Origin of the sequence: Paraplanobispora siamensis (genome assembly GCF_016863175.1) — a bacterium.
In the GTDB taxonomy this organism is placed as follows: Bacteria; Actinomycetota; Actinomycetes; order Streptosporangiales; family Streptosporangiaceae; genus Planobispora; species Planobispora siamensis.
The window spans coordinates 107,772-125,129 of record NZ_BOOJ01000014.1; the positions used below are offsets into that span (position 1 = coordinate 107,772).

General features: G+C 69.4%; 18 protein-coding genes. 14 read left to right on the plus strand and 4 right to left on the minus strand.

Annotated elements, in window-relative coordinates; all coding sequences use genetic code 11:
* Positions 1 to 107 precede the first annotated feature (107 nt).
* A complete protein-coding gene (locus Psi01_RS07870; protein WP_204063275.1) occupies positions 108 to 3,650 on the plus strand; it encodes a WD40 repeat domain-containing serine/threonine-protein kinase in 3,543 nt (1,180 codons plus the stop codon).
* Between the two features lie 130 nt (positions 3,651 to 3,780).
* On the opposite strand, the gene Psi01_RS07875 is transcribed toward Psi01_RS07870, so the two are convergent.
* Complete coding sequence (locus Psi01_RS07875; protein ID WP_239127295.1) at positions 3,781 to 4,080, minus strand: PLDc N-terminal domain-containing protein; 300 nt, start codon at positions 4,078 to 4,080, stop codon at positions 3,781 to 3,783.
* Positions 4,081 to 4,220: 140 nt separating this feature from the next.
* Here Psi01_RS07875 and Psi01_RS07880 point away from each other — a divergent pair, with 140 nt between their 5' ends.
* Complete coding sequence (locus Psi01_RS07880; RefSeq protein WP_204063277.1) at positions 4,221 to 5,051, plus strand: hypothetical protein; 831 nt, start codon at positions 4,221 to 4,223, stop codon at positions 5,049 to 5,051.
* Between the two features lie 10 nt (positions 5,052 to 5,061).
* Positions 5,062 to 5,301 carry a hypothetical protein gene (locus Psi01_RS07885; protein WP_203876614.1) on the plus strand — a complete coding sequence of 80 codons (240 nt, stop codon included), beginning with the start codon at positions 5,062 to 5,064 and terminating at the stop codon, positions 5,299 to 5,301.
* A gap of 82 nt (positions 5,302 to 5,383) precedes the next feature.
* Here Psi01_RS07885 and Psi01_RS07890 read toward each other — a convergent pair whose 3' ends face one another.
* On the minus strand, positions 5,384 to 5,623 hold the full coding sequence (locus Psi01_RS07890) for a BldC family transcriptional regulator (protein WP_012887349.1): 240 nt from the start codon (positions 5,621 to 5,623) through the stop codon (positions 5,384 to 5,386).
* 258 nt (positions 5,624 to 5,881) lie between these two features.
* Here Psi01_RS07890 and Psi01_RS07895 point away from each other — a divergent pair, with 258 nt between their 5' ends.
* Positions 5,882 to 6,079, plus strand: a complete 198-nt coding sequence (locus Psi01_RS07895; RefSeq protein WP_204063278.1) for a DUF4229 domain-containing protein — start codon at positions 5,882 to 5,884, stop codon at positions 6,077 to 6,079.
* Here the strand turns inward: Psi01_RS07895 and Psi01_RS07900 are convergent, their stop codons facing one another.
* On the minus strand, positions 6,080 to 7,360 hold the full coding sequence (locus Psi01_RS07900) for a delta-60 repeat domain-containing protein (protein ID WP_204063279.1): 1,281 nt from the start codon (positions 7,358 to 7,360) through the stop codon (positions 6,080 to 6,082). It abuts the gene before it with no gap.
* Positions 7,361 to 7,438: 78 nt separating this feature from the next.
* Here Psi01_RS07900 and Psi01_RS07905 point away from each other — a divergent pair, with 78 nt between their 5' ends.
* Positions 7,439 to 8,167 (plus strand): demethylmenaquinone methyltransferase, encoded by a 729-nt coding sequence (locus Psi01_RS07905; RefSeq protein ID WP_204063280.1) that lies wholly within the window; start codon positions 7,439 to 7,441, stop codon positions 8,165 to 8,167.
* Positions 8,168 to 8,252: 85 nt separating this feature from the next.
* Here Psi01_RS07905 and Psi01_RS07910 read toward each other — a convergent pair whose 3' ends face one another.
* A complete protein-coding gene (locus tag Psi01_RS07910; protein ID WP_204063281.1) occupies positions 8,253 to 8,693 on the minus strand; it encodes a hypothetical protein in 441 nt (146 codons plus the stop codon).
* 831 nt (positions 8,694 to 9,524) lie between these two features.
* Between Psi01_RS07910 and Psi01_RS07915 the strand changes: the two genes are divergently transcribed.
* The 9 genes from Psi01_RS07915 (at position 9,525) to nuoF (ending at position 17,309) form a co-directional block, all read left to right on the plus strand.
* Complete coding sequence (locus Psi01_RS07915; protein WP_204063282.1) at positions 9,525 to 10,388, plus strand: helix-turn-helix domain-containing protein; 864 nt, start codon at positions 9,525 to 9,527, stop codon at positions 10,386 to 10,388.
* A gap of 83 nt (positions 10,389 to 10,471) precedes the next feature.
* A complete protein-coding gene (locus Psi01_RS07920) occupies positions 10,472 to 10,684 on the plus strand; it encodes a DUF397 domain-containing protein (protein ID WP_204063283.1) in 213 nt (70 codons plus the stop codon).
* Between the two features lie 217 nt (positions 10,685 to 10,901).
* Positions 10,902 to 12,179 carry a geranylgeranyl reductase family protein gene (locus tag Psi01_RS07925; protein ID WP_204063284.1) on the plus strand — a complete coding sequence of 426 codons (1,278 nt, stop codon included), beginning with the start codon at positions 10,902 to 10,904 and terminating at the stop codon, positions 12,177 to 12,179.
* 121 nt (positions 12,180 to 12,300) lie between these two features.
* Positions 12,301 to 12,660 carry an NADH-quinone oxidoreductase subunit A gene (locus Psi01_RS07930; RefSeq protein WP_203876621.1) on the plus strand — a complete coding sequence of 120 codons (360 nt, stop codon included), beginning with the start codon at positions 12,301 to 12,303 and terminating at the stop codon, positions 12,658 to 12,660.
* A gap of 4 nt (positions 12,661 to 12,664) precedes the next feature.
* Entirely contained in the window at positions 12,665 to 13,216 is a 552-nt protein-coding gene (locus Psi01_RS07935; protein WP_184937870.1) for a NuoB/complex I 20 kDa subunit family protein, read from the plus strand.
* Between the two features lie 16 nt (positions 13,217 to 13,232).
* A complete protein-coding gene (locus tag Psi01_RS07940; protein ID WP_204063285.1) occupies positions 13,233 to 13,910 on the plus strand; it encodes an NADH-quinone oxidoreductase subunit C in 678 nt (225 codons plus the stop codon).
* The gene (locus Psi01_RS07945) at positions 13,907 to 15,232 is read left to right on the plus strand and encodes an NADH-quinone oxidoreductase subunit D (RefSeq protein ID WP_204063286.1); all 1,326 of its coding nucleotides are present in this window, start codon (positions 13,907 to 13,909) and stop codon (positions 15,230 to 15,232) included. The genes Psi01_RS07940 and Psi01_RS07945 overlap by 4 nt, the downstream gene beginning before the upstream one ends.
* An 8-nt stretch (positions 15,233 to 15,240) precedes the next feature.
* Positions 15,241 to 16,023, plus strand: a complete 783-nt coding sequence (gene nuoE, locus Psi01_RS07950; protein WP_239127297.1) for an NADH-quinone oxidoreductase subunit NuoE — start codon at positions 15,241 to 15,243, stop codon at positions 16,021 to 16,023.
* Positions 16,020 to 17,309: an NADH-quinone oxidoreductase subunit NuoF gene (nuoF, locus tag Psi01_RS07955; RefSeq protein ID WP_204063287.1), complete on the plus strand. Its 1,290-nt coding sequence runs from the start codon at positions 16,020 to 16,022 to the stop codon at positions 17,307 to 17,309. Before nuoE ends, nuoF begins: the two co-directional genes overlap by 4 nt.
* Positions 17,310 to 17,358 lie beyond the last annotated feature (49 nt).

Genomic DNA, 17,358 nt, shown 5'->3' on the forward strand with positions numbered 1-17,358 from the left:
CCTTGACCCGGCTCCGGTCGGTTCACCGGCGCCCCCTCGCAGATCCCGGGTTTCCGTGAACTTCGGCGTCGTCCGGGGCGTCACAACCCGGGGGACGGGAGGGGCGGATGAGCTCTGGACTGATCGACGGGGACCCGCAGCGGCTGGGTGACTACTGGCTGGCGGGGCGGCTGGGCGCCGGGGGCCAGGGGGTGGTCTACGAGGCGTACGACGCCGGAGGACGGCGGGTCGCGGTCAAGGTGCTGCACGGGGACGCCGCCACCGACGCCGAGCTGCGTCAGCGGTTCGGCCGTGAGGCGACCGCCGCCAGGAAGGTCGCCTCGTTCTGCACCGCGGCGGTGATCGACGCCGACCTGGACGGCCCGCGGCCGTACATCGTCTCCGAGTACGTGGAGGGCCCCAGCCTGCGCCGGGCGGTGAGCGATGGGCGCCGTTTCGGCGGCGGTGACCTGCACCGGCTGGCGACCGCGGTGGCCACGGCGCTGACCGCGATCCACGACGCGGGAGTGGTCCACCGGGACCTGAAGCCGGACAACGTCCTGCTGGGACCGGACGGCCCCCGAGTGATCGACTTCGGGATCGCCCGCACCGCGGACATGTCGCTGACCGCGACCGGGATGGTCACGGGCACGCCCACCTACATGGCGCCCGAGATCTTCACCGGGGAACGGGCGCAGCCCGCGGCGGACGTGTTCGCCTGGGGCGGGATCATGGTGTTCGCGGCGACGGGGGCGGACCCCTTCCAGGCCGAGACGCTGGGCGCGGTGATGCACCGGGTGCTCTCGTCCGAGCCGGATCTGGACGACCTGCCCGAGGGGGTGCGCCCCCTGGTGGCCGCCGCGCTCGCCAAGGACCCCCGGGCCAGGCCGTCGGCCAGGGACCTGCTGCTCGCCCTGGTCAGCGGCGGCGGGCTCGACACCACGAGCCTGCTCATGGCGGGCAGCGACGCCGGGGCCCGGGTCCGCGGCGATTCGAGCGATCCGGCGCTGGGCACCCTCGCCGAGGACTGCTACGCCCTCCTGGGACCGGTCGAGCGGGAGCTGGCCCCCGAGGTGTTCCTGCGGCTGGTGACGGTGACCGACGACGGCCAGCAGATCCCGCGACGGGCCCAGTGGGCCGAGCTCGTCGACGGCCGGGACGAGGAGGAGACCGCCGCCGTCCGGCGGCTGCTGGAGATCTTCGCCTACCTGGTCGGCCGGGACGACCGGGAGGTGTGGCTGTCGCGCCCGGCGCTCCCGCTGGCCTGGCCCAGGATGCGCCAGTGGGTGCGGGCCAACTGGGACGGGCTGAGGGCGCACCGGGAGATCCTCTCCGCCGCCTGGCGCTGGCACGCCCAGGGCCGCCGGGACGGGGACCTGTTGCAGGGCGGCAGCCTGCAGAACGCGATGACCTGGGCCGCCACCGGCCGGCGCGACATCACGCTCAGCACGGTGGAGCGGGACTTCCTGGAGGCCGCCACCGCCCTCTCCCGGCGCCGCGCCCGGCGCAACCGGCTGGTCTTCTCGGCGCTGGTGGTCCTGCTGGTGGCGGCCCTGGTGGCGGGGACGATCGCCGTGCAGCAGAGCAGGGTGGCCGATGAGCGCGCCGCCACCATCGCCGCCCGGCTCGAAGAGGCCCAGGCCCGCCAACTGGCCGCCACGGCAGAGTCGCTGCGGGTCTCCGATCCGGTGCGGGCGATGCTGCTGAGCGTGGCCGCCTGGCGGCTGGCCCCGGTGACCGAGGCCCGGGCGGCCCTGACCGGCTCGCTGACCCGGCGGGAGATCGCGACCTTCCGGGACCCGGCCGTCGAGGTGCGGACGGTGCGGGCGCTGAGCCGGGACGGGCGCGTCCTCGCCAGCGCGAGCGGGGGCCGGGTGCGTCTCTGGGACGTGCGGACCGGCCGGCGAATCACGAGTTTCTCCGGCGTGGGCGACGACGTGCGCCAGATCGCGCTCAGCCCGAGCGGCAGGCTGCTGGTCACGGTCGGCGACGCGTGGATCCGGACCTGGGACGCGGCGACCGGCAGGCCTGTCGGTCCCGGACGCATTCACCCCGACCAGGCGGACACCGACCTGGGCGTCTCCTTCGGCCTGTCCGACGACTGGGTGGCCGTCCACGGCGGGCAGGGCACGGCCGGCATCCAGCACACCGGGACGGGCCGGATACGGAAGATGCCGGCCTCCGTCTACGGGATACACGCCGACATCTCCCCCGACGGGCGTTACTTCGCCACCGGCGGGTTCCTGACCCGTCCGGCGATCGTCGAGCACGACACACAGCGGGTCATCCCGCTGGGCGCCGCGTGCGAGTGCTCCGCGCCGATCGCCTACAGCCCGGACGGCCGGACCCTCGCACTCGGCAAGGGCGGGCGGGTGGAGCTGTACGACGCGGCCACCGGATCGATGAAGAGCCGGCTCTCCGGCAGGGACGAGCAGGGGAACCTGGTCTTCAGCCCCGACGGGCGGTTCCTGGCGGCGGCGGGCCCGGCCGGCATCAAGGTGTGGCGGCTGGAGGACCGGCGGCTGCTGATGACGCACAAGACCGGTATGGACGTCTGGCCTGTGGTGGCGTTCGATCCGGACGGACGCACGCTCCGCTATCTCGTCGAGGACGGCGTCACGACCCTCGACCTCTCCCACGTGTCCGGCGCCCGCGGGGAGCCGCTCTACGGCGAGCTGGAGACGTTGCTGAGCCCCGACGCGCGCCTGGCCGCCGTCAAGGAGTACGAGGAGAACCGGGTCCGGCTCATGGACGTGCGCGGGAACACCACCCTCGCCACCCTGGAGCTGGGGGAGGGAACGGCGGAGGAGTACGCCGAGATGGCCTTCAGCGCCGACGGCGGGCGCCTGGCGGTCAACGCCGGCACGGACGGTGAGATCACCGTCTGGGACACCGCGACCTTCCGGCGGGTCGCCGCCCTGTCCACCGGCGGGGAGGCCACCGTGGAGGGTCTGGCGGTCGACGCCGACGGGAGCGCGGTGGCGGCCCACCTCAGCGATTTCACCGGGGAGACGTCGCAGGACGAGGTCCGGCTGTGGGAGGTGCCCACGGGACGGCGGCTCTGGGCCCGGCGCGAACCGAGGCCCGACGAGCTGGTGTTCAGACCGGACGGCCGGGCTGTGGCGATCACTTCCGGCGATCGGCGGCTGCTGGAGGCGGCGACCGGCCGTCCGTACGGCGCGCCGTACGGCCCACCGCTCACAGAGAGCAGGATCACCGTCGTCTTCGACCGGGACGGCTCCCGCTTCGCCGTCGCCGACTCCCTGGGGCGGGTCTCGGTGTGGGAGACCGCGAGCAGGAACCGGGTGGGGCCGGTACTGAGGATCGGCGCCGAGGAGGAGCGGGGCGCGCTGTTCTTCTCCCCGAAGGGGGACGTGCTCGCGGTGAGGACCGGTGCCAGGACGGTGGGACTGTGGGACATCGCCACCGGCACGCGGCTGGGAGGTCCCCTTCCCACGGGGAGCGGGCCGCTGCGCGGCATGGCGTTCACGGCGGACGGATCCCGGCTGATCACCCTGGACGGCGACGGCGAGCGGGTCGAGCATCCTGTCGACCCGGAGGCGGTGGCCGCCGCGGTCTGCTCACGGGCCGGGCGGACGCTGGCTCCCGCCGAGTGGCGGGAGCACCTCCCCGGCCTGGCCTATCGGGACGTGTGCGCGGCCCGGCGCTGAGCCGGAGGACCGGAGGACCGGAGGACCGGAGGACCGGAGGGCAGGAGGGCCGGAGCCCGGCCGCGGCGGGCGGTGGCCGGTTGCGGTGACGGGTCGTTGACGGCGGGTCGTTGGTGGCAGGTCGTGGTCGTCAGTCTTCGTCGCGCAGGCGCCGGTCGAGGTCCCTGAGGAAGTCCGGGTCGTCGTCGGGGCCTCGCGGGGCGTCGGGGCGCTGGGGCAGGTCGGGGCGGAAGGTCGGGCGCGGGGGGCGGGGGCCGAGGGGGCGGCCGAGCAGCAGCCAGAACAGGCCGCCGACCACGAACGTCACCACGACGATGACCACCCACAGGAGCTTGGGCAGGTTTCGTGCCTTCTCGTCCGGCGTGGTGATGACGTCGAACAGGCAGTAGAGCCAGAAGGCGAGCATGGTCAGGCCGAGAAGCACGGACATGCCCGAACTGTAAGCCATCACGGAGACAGCTGCGGTCGTGACCGATGTTCGGGGTGACGCGGTGAAGATCGGCGTCGTACGGTGGAACCCGTTGCCGCTTTCCCAGGGGACGTGATGACGCAACCGTACGAGCGAGCGCGATGAACACCGACAAGGGCCGTCACCGGCGGCACTGGTGGCAGCGGGGAGCGTCCCACCGCGCGGACCGCGCGGTCAGGGAGGCACCGCGAGAGGTCCCCCGCGAGCCCGAGCGGCGCAGGAGGGCGGTGGCCGCCCCCGCGGTCGACCGCCCGCAGTACAGCTGGCGGGATTTCGAGCTCGCCGACGAGCGTCCACGCGCGCAGCCCAACGCCCCCGACACCCCCGGCCTGGGCGACGGATTGCGCCACTGCGGGCCGCTGGAGCGCGTCCTGCACCGCCAGTGGGACGTCCGGGAGGGGCCGCCGTCCCCCGAGGTCGTACGGGCGGTGGAGAGCCTCGCGCGGCTTCCCGACGGGCTCAAGGGCAAGCTGGCGGCGGAGCTGGGCGGCATCTACGTCGGCCAGGGCGGCGTGCCCGACCTGGACGACATGGGTTATCTGCGCGGCGCGCCGCTGCCCTCGGGCCGGGCGACGTGGGACGTCTGCGCCGGAGCGTACGGCGACCGCAAGGTCGTGGTGGGGGACCGGCCCTCACCTACCCCCGACGTGATGATGCACGAGATCGGCCACGCCCTCGACGACGTGGACGCCCCCCGCGACGAGTGGGTCTCGGACTCCCCGGAGTTCGCCGCCCTCTACGAGCAGTGCGTGCCGGTCCTCGCCTCGGCCTTCCACCTCCAGCCGGGGAACCTGGGCCGCAAGGAGTTCTTCGCCGACGCCTTCGCGGCCATCGCCTCCCGGCAGCGACCCGCCCTCGTGGACATGCTCGGCGGGGACACGCGGATGGCGCTCAATGTCATGCTGTTCTTCAACCGGCGCTACGGAATCTAGGTGATCTGGGATGTACGTCATCCGGCTCGCTGACGGGACCCTGCGCGTGCCGCAGAGCCTGTCCAGCGATGACGGGCGTCTGATAGGCAACGCGTACGTGGAACTCTCACCGGGGGACCCCGACTACGACCGCTGGCTGCCCGAGGCGCTGACCGAGGAGGAGATGGCCGCACGGCGACGCCGGTGGCGTGAGGAGAACGACGAACTGGAGCGCGAGTTCCTGGCCTTCAAGGCGGAACAGGACAGCTAGAGACGCCGGGGTGACTCCACGGTGACCCTGCGGCTTCCGGGTAGGGCGCGCAGGATCACCGATGGTGTGACGTCATAAGTCGTCAGACGCGGGGGGACTCACCTGCCGGCCGTTCGGCCGTCAATACGTCCTCGCCGCGCAGAAGGGCGTGCACTTCCGACTCGCGGAAACGCCGGTGCCCTCCGGGGGTACGGATGCTGCTGATGCGGCCTGCCGCGGCCCAGCGTGTCACCGTCTTTGGGTCGACCCGGAAGAGGGCGGCAACCTCTCCGGGTGTCAGCAGACGCTCGCTGCTACTCTCCACAATCTCTCCCCCTCGCATCCCGCTTCCTGCCAGCGGGCGGACAGGTAACCAGTGTGCCGAGCGAAGCCTGATATATCCGTGCTTTTCAACAAAGATCACGGGTTGTTATCGACTGACTGCCCGATTGTTATATGATAGAGCCTCTTTGGGACTCTCGTGGGTGTTTCTTTACGTAACTGATGTGTTGGGCACACTAGCAGCGCTCGCGCTGGATGCGAAGAGCGCCACTCCCATACCACGCTCACTTTGTGGACGCAGTGGCGTAGCCTCGACGATGTGCATCCCGCCATCGTTTACACAGCGTCTCGGCTCGGCCTGCTGGCCGTGAGCATCGGCGTGCTCTACCTGCTCGGCCTGCGAGAGCCCTTCATCCTGCTGGTCGTGGCGTTCCTCGTCAGCGGAGTGGCCAGCTATGTCCTGCTGTCCAAGCAACGCGACGCGCTCAGCGCACGAATCGCCAAGAATCGGGAGTGATCACGGCAGCGGGAACATGCCGATCCGGGCATGGTACTCGTGACCGAGCCGGATTGTGTCACTACCAACCAGTAGCCCAGCCGGATGGGCGAGAAATGCTTTGACGCCGATTCCGCGGTCTCTGGTGGGGTTCCACGACAGGGCTCTGCCGGTGGTCGGATGGATCGCCCCGATGCCCGGCCGCGCCACCGCGCCCGGGCCGGCCGAGTCGCTCCCTGTCGGGTTGTCGAGCCAGCGCTGGTGCCCCCCGACGTAGACGGCGGACCCGGTCACCGCGACCGCGTACAGCGAGTCGCCGCCGGTGTGGTTGACCCATGTGGGCCGGGTCCCGCCCCGTACATGGGTCTCGAAGCGCGCTGCGCTGTCGCACAGCTTGCGCGGGCCCCCGGGGCCTCCGCTGGTGACCACCACGAAGTAACGGCCGTCAGGGGCGAAATCCAGGCCTCTGACGTAGCTCGGGAAGGCCGCGCTGCAGGAGGGCGCGTAGGCGTCGGTCCGCCAGTCGGCGACCTTCGCGCGGGCGGCGCCCACGTCGATCAGGCCGAGCTGGGGGCGGGACAGGCCGTCGAGGGTCGTGAAACTGCCGTCGACGGCCAGCCGGCTCCCGCTCAGCGCCATGGCGTGGACCCTGGTGCGCGATCCCCGGGGCGCTCCCGGTGTGATCGCGAACTCCGGGTCCACGGCGCCGGTGACGGCGTCCACCCGGGCCAGTGCCGTACGAGGCGTGCGGCCGACGTGGGTGAAGTCGCCGCCCAGGTAGAGACGGGAGCCGCTCCGGACGAGGCTGGTGACCGAGCCGCCGAAGGCGTGAGCGCGGAAGCCGGTAACCGGGGAGCCGTCGGACAGCCGCAGCCGGACCACCTTGCGGGTCGTGACCCCGTCGGTGGCGGAGAACCCGCCGCCGGCGTAGACCGTGCCGTCGGCGCCGGCCGCCAGGGAGGTGACCGCGCCGTTGAGGTACGGCTCGAAGCCGTGGACGATCCGCCCGGTGGCCAGGTCGTAGGCGAAGATGTTGGTGCGTTCCAGGACTGCGGAGTCCCGCGCCTCGCGCACCTCCGTGAACGAGCCGCCGACCACCACCGTGCCACCCACCAGGGTGATGGCGTTGACGATGCCGTCGAGCACGTGGGGAGTGGTGTCCACCGGGTCGGCCGAGACGACCCGTCCGTGCGCGACGGAACCGGCGGCGGCGACACCGGGCGGAGCGGCCAGCGTCGCGGCGACGGTCAGCGTCGTCGCGGCCAGCGTCGCGGCCGGCACGGAAACGGTTCTGGCAAGCATTCACCAAGTCCTAGCAGACCCTTGGTAATCGCGTCGCTACTTTCCGTGGATTGCCCGCTCAGGCCTAGGCTTGTCCCCATGACGCGCGCTTCGCTGGACAAGCAACCGCACGAGGTCGCCTCGATGTTCGATCGCACGGCCCGGCGCTACGACCTGATGAACGACCTGCTGTCCCTGGGACAGGACCGTTTCTGGCGCAAGGCCACCGCGGACGCGGTCGACGCCGGGCCCGGCGAGCTCGTGCTCGACCTGGGCGCGGGCACGGGCACCTCGACCGACGCCTTCACCGCGCTCGGCGCCCGGGCGATCGCCTCCGACTTCTCCCTCGGCATGCTCCGCACCGGCGTCGAGAGGCGGGGCGGCTCCGGCATCTCCGGTGGCGGGGTGCGCGGGGTCAGCTTCATCGCGGGCGACGCCCTGAAGCTGCCGTTCGCCGACGACTCCTTCGACGCGGTGACGATCTCCTTCGCCATCCGCAACGTCAACGACACCGAGCAGGCGCTGCGCGAGATGCTCCGCGTGGCCAAGCCGGGCGCCCGCCTGGTGATCTGCGAGTTCTCCCGCCCGACGAACGGCGCCTTCGACCGGGTCTACACCGAGTATCTGATGAGGATGCTGCCGGTCGTGGCCGGGGCGGTCAGCTCCAACCCCGACTCCTACGAATACCTCGCCGAGTCGATCAGGTCCTGGCCGGCCCAGGCCGAGTTCGCCCGGATCATCCAGCGTGCCGGCTGGAAGAAGGTCGCCTGGCGCAACCTCTCCCTGGGCATCGTCGCCCTGCACCGCGCCTACAAGCCCGCGTCCTGAGGCGCTCCGGTGCCTTCTGGGGTGTTCCGGGGCGTTCCGTCCCCCGACCCGGAGCGCCGTTGCCCCGGGTCTTCTCTCCGTACGGCTACCGCCGGAACTCGATGATGACGACGTGCCCCCACCGCGCGTGGGGGCGGACGGCCGCCTCACCGGCGAAGCAGGCGACCTTGATCTCCGGGAGATAGTCCTCGAAGAGTTCGAGGCTCATCCCCGACCTGCACCAGACGTACAGCTCCAGCCGCCCGTCCCGGTGCGGGATCGTCCCCATCACCAGGGGCAGCCATTCCTGCGGGGTCCGCATCGAGGTCCTCTGGCACAACCCCTGGAAGCGGTGCCTGACGACCAGCCCGCGGAACTGGTCACCCACCGCCCGCCGGGCCGGTGGGCAGCCGGCCGCGGCGATCAGCGGCAGCAGATAGACCGGCAGCCACACGGGCTGCTCGGCCAGTTCCGACACCACCGGGACGACCCCCGAGGCGACGAGGATCTCGACACGCCACCGGATGATCCACCCCAGCTGTGCCAATGGTCCCCGGGCGCGGGGAATGCGAGGGTGGTACCGGGGATGCCCCGGCCACCCGGGAGGGTCATCGCCCATGGGCCCCTCCCACCCGCTTCCCCCCGCCGGACCCGACTCCGACAGGTTCCGCGGCGACCCGGGGAGACTCCCCGGTCCCTGTCGTTGGCCCGGTCCCGGACACGGCCTCGCGGCTGTCCCGAGTCGGACTCTCGCCCTTGTCTCCTGTCCCGATCCCGGATGCGGCCTTCACCGGAACCTCGGCCTTGCCGCCGTCCTCCGGCAGGCCGGAGACGTTCTCCCGGCCGCCGTCCGGGTCCAGTCCGAGCCGGTCGAACCGGGGATCCCGGTACCGCCTGACGAAGAGAGTCGCCTTGACGACCCGCCAGCCGTTCCGCTCGGCGAGCCTGTCGTCCTCCTCCCAGATTTTCCGCTCCGCCTTTTCGATAAGGCGGGTCCGTAACCCCTTGCGGGGTTGTCGTGACGGAGTAGCGTTGGACATGTTCCACGGCTCCTGTTCCCGTCGCTGATGAGATGAGGGGGGCTGCGGGATTCCGGGCGGATGGGTCGCAGCCATCCGCCCGTTCGCGTGGATGCTCGCTTCTCCGGCCGTGGAGCTACGGAGGATGCGCTGTCGCGGTTGCCGGACTCACCTGGATGTTTTCCCCTCGTCGCCTGGTATGGCGGGATAAACTCAGCATGTGCCGCAGGGACGCCCCGTGCAATTCCCGCAGGGATGATGCGCGGGAGTCCTGGCGGGATGAAAACCGACCTTCCCGGCAAGGATTGCAAACCCTTCCTAAAGGGCATACCTACAAGGTTTGCGAAAGGAGAGCCTGGGTGACCGGAACCGGAAGTCCCACACTCCGCCGCCGCAGGCTCGCCGTAGAGCTGCGCCGCTTACGCGAGGCTGCCGGTCTCACCGGGGTCCAGGTCGCCAAGGAACTCCGCTGGTCCACCTCCAAGGTGTCACGCCTGGAGACGGGACAGGTGGTTCCCCAAGAGGGGGATGTGGAGAAGCTCCTCCGATATTTCAACGCCGATTCGGAGACGAGTGGACGGCTGCTCGGCCTCACGCGGGACGCTCATCGCAAGGGGTGGTGGGAAAAGTATGCCGAGGATATGCCGGAGCAGGTGATCACCCTCGCCGGTCTGGAGGACGAGGCCGCGGAGATCCGTTCCTGGTATGCCAACGTCGTGCCAGGAATGCTCCAGACGTATGGCTATGCCTCGGTGATCAACGGCCTTTACCAATCGCTTCAAGCCTTGCCTTCTGGAAAGATCGAGCGCCGGACTCAGTTTCGTTTGCGGCGACAGGAGCTACTCACCTCGGGAAAGTTGGATTACTCCACAATCCTCGACGAGGCGGTGCTCCGGCGACGTTACGGCAGCCAGGAGGTCATGAAGGAGCAGCTCCGCTGGCTACTGGAGGTGTCGGATTCTCCCAACGTGAGTATTCGTGTTCTTCCTCTCGACGCCTCTCACCCCGCGGATGGGAGCCACTTCATCCTCATGAAATTTCCGGAGGTTCCCGGGCTCGGCACCCTCTATGACGAACTTCTCTACACCGAGGATTTCCCCGTTTCCAGCCTTGCTGAGGATGAGAGCGTTGTGTACATGTATTCAATCCTCTATGGGAACCTTGAGAAGGTGGCCCTCGACCAGCGGCAATCCAAGAAACTGATCGCATCGCTCGCCCGATGATGCGTTGCACCCCCGTTCGACTGCGATAGCTGCTAGGTTGACGATCCCATTTTTCATCTGTCGCATACGACTCTGGAGCATCAATGGAGCTATCTGTTCTCCATGCTCAGAACCTTCCGTGGCGGAAGAGCAGCTTCAGTACGGGCACTGGAGAGTGCGTCGAGATCGCTCCGCTTGCTGGAGACGGCATTGCCGTGCGTGACTCCAAGGACCCGTCCGGGCCGGTGCTGACCTTCACTCGCGGGGAGTGGCGGGCCTTCGTCGCTGGGGTCAGGAACGACGAGTTCGACATCTGAGACGGCCCGATCTTGAGCCCCCGTGAGTCGCTTGTCGGCTTGCGGGGGTTTTCGCATGTCGGATCCGGGCAACGGGGGATAGATCGCCGATCCCGCCTGACATCAAGGGTGGGGAAGGCGTTAGACTGCCGCCCGACAAGTTTGTGAAGACCTTCACAAAGGAACGAAAGGCCCCTTACCCCGAGGCCGTCGAAGCATGTAGGACAGGACAGGTCCCGTGACCGTGCCAGCCGCCCCGCAGCGGAGTGTCGCTGAGGCTGACGCCGACGTCATCGTCGTCGGCGCCGGGCCCGCCGGGTCGACCACCGCTTTCCACCTCGCACAGGCCGGACTCGACGTCCTGCTGCTCGAGAAGACCACATTCCCCCGTGAGAAGGTGTGCGGCGACGGGCTGACGCCCCGAGCGGTCAAGCAGCTCATCGCGATGGGGATCGACATCAACGCCCCCGGATGGGTCAGGAACAAGGGCCTGCGCGTCGTCGGCGGGGGGCTGCGCTTCGAGCTGGACTGGCCGGAGCTGGCCAGCTATCCGGACTTCGGGCTGGTGCGCACCCGGCAGGACTTCGACGAGATCCTGGCCGCCAACGCGGTGCGGGGAGGCGTGCGCCTGCTGCAGGGCGTCAACGTCACCGGGCCGATCCTCGACGACCGCAGCGGCCACATCGTGGGCGTGACGGCCAAGAAGGACGGAGAGGACGTCTCCTACCGCTCCCGCCTGGTGGTCGCCGCCGACGGCAACTCCACCCGGATCTCCCTGGCGATGGGGCTGCACAAGCGCGAGGACCGCCCGATGGGCGTGGCCGTACGCACCTATTTCACCAGCCCGCGTCACGACGACGACTATCTGGAGACGTGGCTGGAGCTGTGGGACGGCGACCAGCTGATGCCCGGCTACGGCTGGATCTTCGGCGTCGGCGACGGCACCTCCAACGTGGGCCTGGGGCTGCTGAACACCAGCGAGTCCTTCAAGGGCATGGACTATCGTGACCTGCTCAAACGTTGGGTCAAGAACATGCCTTCGGAGTGGGGCTACACCGAAGAGAACATGACGACCCCGATCAGGGGCGCCGCGCTGCCCATGGCCTTCAACCGGCAGCCGCACTACACGCGGGGCCTGGTGCTGGTCGGCGACGCGGGTGGCATGATCAACCCGTTCAACGGCGAGGGCATCGCGTACGCGATGGAGACCGGCCAGATCGCGGCCGAGACCATCGTCCAGGCTCTGGGCCGGGCCACCCCCGCGCAGCGTGAGCGCGTGCTGCGCGCTTACCCCCAGATCCTCAAGGACGCATATGGTGGGTACTTCACTCTAGGACGCGGCTTCGTGGAACTCATCGGCCGCCGTGGCGTGATGAACTTCGCCACCCGTCACGCGCTGCACCATCCCGGGCTGATGCGCTTCGCGCTCAAGCTGCTTGCTAATCTCACCGACCGGCGAGGCGACGCATCCGACAGGATCATCAACGCTCTGTCGAAGGTCGCGCCACCGGCATGACCTCACAAAACACGCGGAACCCGGAGCGAGCCGAGATGATCGCCCTGCCTAGACTTGTGAAACACACCACTGTGACGAGCTACGCGCCAGCGCGCGTGGAGATGGGAGAGGAGGCGTAGCGATGGAGCTGTACGCACCCATTCTGGTGCTCGCCGTGCTCGCGGCGGGCTTCGCGGTCTTCTCGGTGACGATCGCGCCCTTCACCGGACCCAAGCGCTGGAACCGCGCGAAGCTCGACGCTTACGAATGCGGCATCGAGCCCACCCCCCAGCCGGTCGGCGGCGGTCGCTTCCCGCTGAAGTACATGATCACCGCGATGCTCTTCATCGTGTTCGACATCGAGATCATCTTCCTCTACCCGTGGGCGGTCGCCTTCGACCAGCTCGGGCTGTTCGGGCTGGTCGAGATGGTGCTGTTCATCGTCACCGTGCTCGTCGCCTACGCGTACGTGTGGCGCCGCAAGGGTCTGGACTGGGATTAGGACTATGGGACTTGAAGAGAAACTCCCGAGCGGTTTCCTGCTGAGCACGGTCGAGCAGGTCGCCGGCTGGGCACGTAAGAACTCGGTCTGGCCGGCGACCTTCGGCCTGGCCTGTTGCGCCATCGAGCTGATGTCCACCGGCGGTCCCAAGCACGACCTGGCGCGCTTCGGCATGGAGCGCGCCTCGGCGTCTCCGCGGCAGGCCGACCTGATGATCGTCGCGGGGCGGCTGTCCCAGAAGATGGCCCCCGTCCTGCGGCAGATCTACGACCAGATGGCCGAGCCCAAGTGGGTCATCGCCATGGGCGTGTGCGCCTCCAGCGGGGGCATGTTCAACAACTACGCGATCGTGCAGGGCGTGGACCACGTGGTCCCGGTCGACATCTACCTGCCGGGCTGCCCGCCGCGGCCCGAGATGCTCATCGACTCGATCGTCAAGCTGCACGACAAGATTCAGAACATGAAGTTCGGCGCGCACCGCGCCAAGCAGATCGACGAGCTCGAACTGCAGGCGCTCCGGACGCTGCCGCTGATCGACCAGGGAAACGCCAAGTGAGCCGGAGCGGCCGATAATGAGCACGGACAACCTTCCCGGGGTGCCGGAGGAGCCGATCGCGCGCCTGGGCATGTTCGGTGCCCAGGACTCCGGTGACACCTCCGGTTACGGCGGTCTGGTCGTACGGCGCGCGCCGCGGCTGTCGACCCCCCGCCCCTACGGCGGCTACTTCGACACCGTCGCCGACGAGCTGGAGCGCGCGCTCGGCGGCGACCTGGCCGACGCGGTCGAGCGCGTGGTCGTGGACCGCGGCGAGCTGACCTTCCACGTCAAGCGCGAGCGCCTGCTGGAGGTTCTGCGCCACCTGCGGGACGACCCGGCGCTGCGCTTCGAGCTCTCGCTGGGCGTCTCCGGCGTGCACTATCCGCACCTGGAGGGTGAGGAGCTGCACGCGGTGTACCACCTGTGCTCGATCACCCACAACCGGCGGCTGCGCGTCGAGGTGTCCTGCCCCGACACCGACCGGCACATCCCGTCCAGCGTGTCGATCTACCCGACGCACGACTGGCACGAGCGTGAGACCTGGGACTTCTTCGGGATCATCTTCGACGGCCACCCGGCGCTGACCCGGATCATGATGCCGGACGACTGGGACGGGCACCCCCAGCGCAAGGACTACCCGCTCGGCGGCATCCCGGTGGACTACCGCGGCGCCGAGATCCCCCCGCCGGACCAGAGGAGGTCGTACAAGTGAGTGCTCCTTACGAGGAGACCACGGAGGGCAAGGTCTACACGGTCTCCGGCAACGACTGGACCGAGCTGGTGGCCACGCTCAGCGGTCAGCAGGACGAGCAGCTCGTCGTCAACATGGGCCCGCAGCACCCGTCCACGCACGGCGTGCTCCGCCTGATCCTCAACCTGGACGGCGAGACGGTCACCGAGGCCCGCACGGCCATCGGCTACCTGCACACCGGCATCGAGAAGACCTGCGAGTACCGCACCTGGACCCAGGGGACCACGCTGGTCACCCGGATGGACTACCTCTCGCCGATCTTCAACGAGACCGCCTACTGCATGGCCGTGGAGAAGCTGCTGGGCATCACCGAGCAGATCCCCGAGAGGGCGCAGGCCATCCGGGTGATGATGATGGAGCTGACCCGCATCTCCTCGCACATGGTGGCCATCGGCACCTTCGGCATGGAGCTGGGCGCGACCACGCCGTTCCTCTTCGGGACCCGCGAGCGCGAGCTGGTGCTCGACGTGATGGAGTACATCACCGGCCTGCGGATGAACTTCGCCTACGTCCGGCCCGGCGGCGTCTCCGTCGACCTGCCGGCCGGGGCCGTGGACAAGGTCGGCGAGCTGCTCAAGGAGATGCCCAAGCGCATCAAGGACATGCGCAAGCTCCTCGACGCCAACCCGGTCTACCTGGCGCGAACCAAGGACGTGGCCTACCTCGACCTGACCGGTTGCATGGCGCTGGGCATCACCGGCCCGATGCTGCGGGCCGCGGGCCTGCCGTGGGACCTGCGCAAGTCGCAGCCGTACTGCGGCTACGAGACCTACGACTTCGAGGTCGCGACCCAGAAGACGGCCGACGTCTACGGCCGCTACCTGGTCAGGATGACCGAGATGGAGGAGTCGCTCAAGATCGTCGAGCAGGCTCTGGACCGGCTGGCCGGCCCGCTCAAGGGCCAGCGCGTGATGGTGGACGACAAGAAGATCGGCTGGCCCGCGCAGCTCGCGCTGGGTCCCGACGGCTACGGCAACTCGCCCGACCACATCGCGCACATCATGGGCGGCTCGATGGAAGCGCTGATCCACCACTTCAAGCTGGTGACCGAGGGCTTCCGGGTCCCGGCCGGTCAGGCGTACGCGAGTGTGGAGGGGCCTCGCGGCGAGCTCGGCGCCCACGTCGTCAGCGACGGCGGCACCAAGCCGTACCGGGTGCACTTCCGTGACCCGTCCTTCACGAACCTGCAGGCCGTACCGGCGACGTGCGAGGGCGGCATGGTCGCCGACGTCATCTCCGCCGTGGCCTCGATCGACCCGGTCATGGGAGGTGTGGACCGATGAGTGGACCGATGAGCGGTTCGCCGAAGGAGAGCCCCGCGGACTACTCGAGCCCCAAGGGCAGCACGACCCTGAACCCCTCCGAGGAGGGGGTCGCGGTCGTGAGCCCGGGCGAGGAGGGGCGGGTGACCGCGCGCGGGAGCTACTCGCCCGAGGTCCGCGAGCGCCTGGAGCGGGACGCCAAGGAGATCATCTCCCGCTACCCGAGGACGCGCTCGGCGCTGCTGCCGCTGCTGCACCTGGTGCAGTCGGAGGACGGCTACGTCTCGGACGCCGGCCAGGAGTTCTGCGCCGAGATGCTGGGCCTGACCAAGGCCGAGGTCGTGGGCGTGTCCACGTTCTACACGATGTACAAGCGCCGCCCGATGGGCGACTACCACGTCGGCGTGTGCGTCAACACGCTGTGCGCGGTCATGGGCGGCGACCAGATCTGGGACGAGCTCTCCGAGCACGTGGGCGTCGGTCACGACGAGACCAGCCCGGACGGCAGGATCTCGCTGGAGCGGCTGGAGTGCAACGCCGCCTGCGACTTCGCCCCCGTGATGATGGTCAACTGGGAGTTCTTCGACAACCAGACCCCCGCCTCGGCCAAGCAGCTCGTCGACGACCTGCGCGACGGCAAGAACGTCTCGCCGACCCGCGGGCCGAAGAAGCTGTGCACCTTCAAGGAGGCCTCGCGCGTGCTCGCGGGCCTGCCCGACGACCTGGCCGGCGACGGCCCGTCCGCCGCGGGCGCCTCGCTGGAGGGCCTGAAGGTCGCCAAGGCCAACGGATGGAAGGCCCCTGAGGCATGACGACTCTCACTCCGGTCCTCACCGCGAACTGGGACCGGTCCGACTCCTTCACCCTGAACGGCTACGGGGAGTACAAGGCCGCCAAGAAGGCGCTGGGCATGGACCCCGACGCCGTCATCCAGGCGGTCAAGGACTCCGGCCTGCGCGGCCGCGGCGGCGCGGGCTTCCCCACCGGCATGAAGTGGGGCTTCATCCCGCAGGGTGACGGCAAGCCGCACTATCTGGTGGTCAACGCCGACGAGTCCGAGCCCGGCACGTGCAAGGACATCCCGCTGATGATGGCCAACCCGCACTCGCTGGTGGAGGGCGTGATCATCACGTCCTACGCCATCCGGGCGAACCAGGCCTTCATCTACGTGCGCGGCGAGGTCCTGCACGTCATCCGCCGCCTGCACGCGGCGGTCCGCGAGGCGTACGAGGCCGGCCTTCTCGGCAAGGACATCTTCGGCTCCGGCTACGACCTCGACCTGGTCGTGCACGCCGGCGCCGGCGCCTACATCTGCGGCGAGGAGACGGCCCTGCTCGACTCGCTCGAGGGCTATCGCGGGCAACCTCGTCTCAAGCCTCCGTTCCCGGCGGTGGCGGGCCTGTACGCCTGCCCGACTGTGATCAACAACGTCGAGTCGGTCGCGAGTGTTCCCTCGATCATCGCCAACGGCGCCGACTGGTTCGCGCGCATGGGCACCGAGAAGTCGACCGGCTTCGGCATCTTCTCGCTGTCCGGCCACGTCACCCGGCCGGGCCAGTACGAGGCGCCGCTCGGCATCACGCTGCGCGAGCTCCTCGACATGGCGGGCGGCATCCGCGCCGGCCACCGGCTGAAGTTCTGGACGCCCGGCGGATCGAGCACGCCGATCTTCACCGACGAGCACCTGGACGTGCCGCTCGACTTCGAGTCGGTCGGCGCCAAGGGGTCCATGCTCGGCACCCGCGCCCTGCAGATCTTCGACGAGACGACCTGCGTGGTGCGCGCGGTGATGCGGTGGACCGAGTTCTACGCGCACGAGTCCTGCGGAAAGTGCACCCCCTGCCGGGAGGGCACCTACTGGCTCAAGCAGGTGCTCATCAGGCTGGAGAAGGGTCAGGGCACCGAGGAGGACCTGACCACCATCACCGACATCGCCGACAACATCCTGGGCCGCTCCTTCTGCGCCCTGGGCGACGGCGCCACCAGCCCCATCCACTCCTCGGTGAAGTACTTCCGCGAGGAGTATCTCAAGCACTTCGAGATCGGCGGTTGCCCGTTCGACCACGCTCCGTCCACGGCCTGGGGGGACGCGAAGTGATCAGGGGAGCAGCCAGCAAGCACATCACCGTTTCGGTCATGGGGCCGAC

Excerpts from the sequence above, each read along its gene's own strand:
- Psi01_RS07870 (WP_204063275.1), top strand. The coding sequence starts at position 108 with ATGAGCTCTGGACTGATCGACGGGGACCCGCAGCGGCTGGGTGACTAC.
- Psi01_RS07875 (WP_239127295.1), bottom strand. The coding sequence starts at position 4,080 with ATGTCCGTGCTTCTCGGCCTGACCATGCTCGCCTTCTGGCTCTACTGC.
- Psi01_RS07880 (WP_204063277.1), top strand. The coding sequence starts at position 4,221 with ATGAACACCGACAAGGGCCGTCACCGGCGGCACTGGTGGCAGCGGGGA.
- Psi01_RS07885 (WP_203876614.1), top strand. The coding sequence starts at position 5,062 with ATGTACGTCATCCGGCTCGCTGACGGGACCCTGCGCGTGCCGCAGAGC.
- Psi01_RS07890 (WP_012887349.1), bottom strand. The coding sequence starts at position 5,623 with ATGCGAGGGGGAGAGATTGTGGAGAGTAGCAGCGAGCGTCTGCTGACA.
- Psi01_RS07900 (WP_204063279.1), bottom strand. The coding sequence starts at position 7,360 with ATGCTTGCCAGAACCGTTTCCGTGCCGGCCGCGACGCTGGCCGCGACG.
- Psi01_RS07905 (WP_204063280.1), top strand. The coding sequence starts at position 7,439 with ATGACGCGCGCTTCGCTGGACAAGCAACCGCACGAGGTCGCCTCGATG.
- Psi01_RS07920 (WP_204063283.1), top strand. The coding sequence starts at position 10,472 with ATGGAGCTATCTGTTCTCCATGCTCAGAACCTTCCGTGGCGGAAGAGC.
- Psi01_RS07930 (WP_203876621.1), top strand. The coding sequence starts at position 12,301 with ATGGAGCTGTACGCACCCATTCTGGTGCTCGCCGTGCTCGCGGCGGGC.
- Psi01_RS07935 (WP_184937870.1), top strand. The coding sequence starts at position 12,665 with ATGGGACTTGAAGAGAAACTCCCGAGCGGTTTCCTGCTGAGCACGGTC.
- Psi01_RS07940 (WP_204063285.1), top strand. The coding sequence starts at position 13,233 with ATGAGCACGGACAACCTTCCCGGGGTGCCGGAGGAGCCGATCGCGCGC.
- nuoE (WP_239127297.1), top strand. The coding sequence starts at position 15,241 with ATGAGCGGTTCGCCGAAGGAGAGCCCCGCGGACTACTCGAGCCCCAAG.
- nuoF (WP_204063287.1), top strand. The coding sequence starts at position 16,020 with ATGACGACTCTCACTCCGGTCCTCACCGCGAACTGGGACCGGTCCGAC.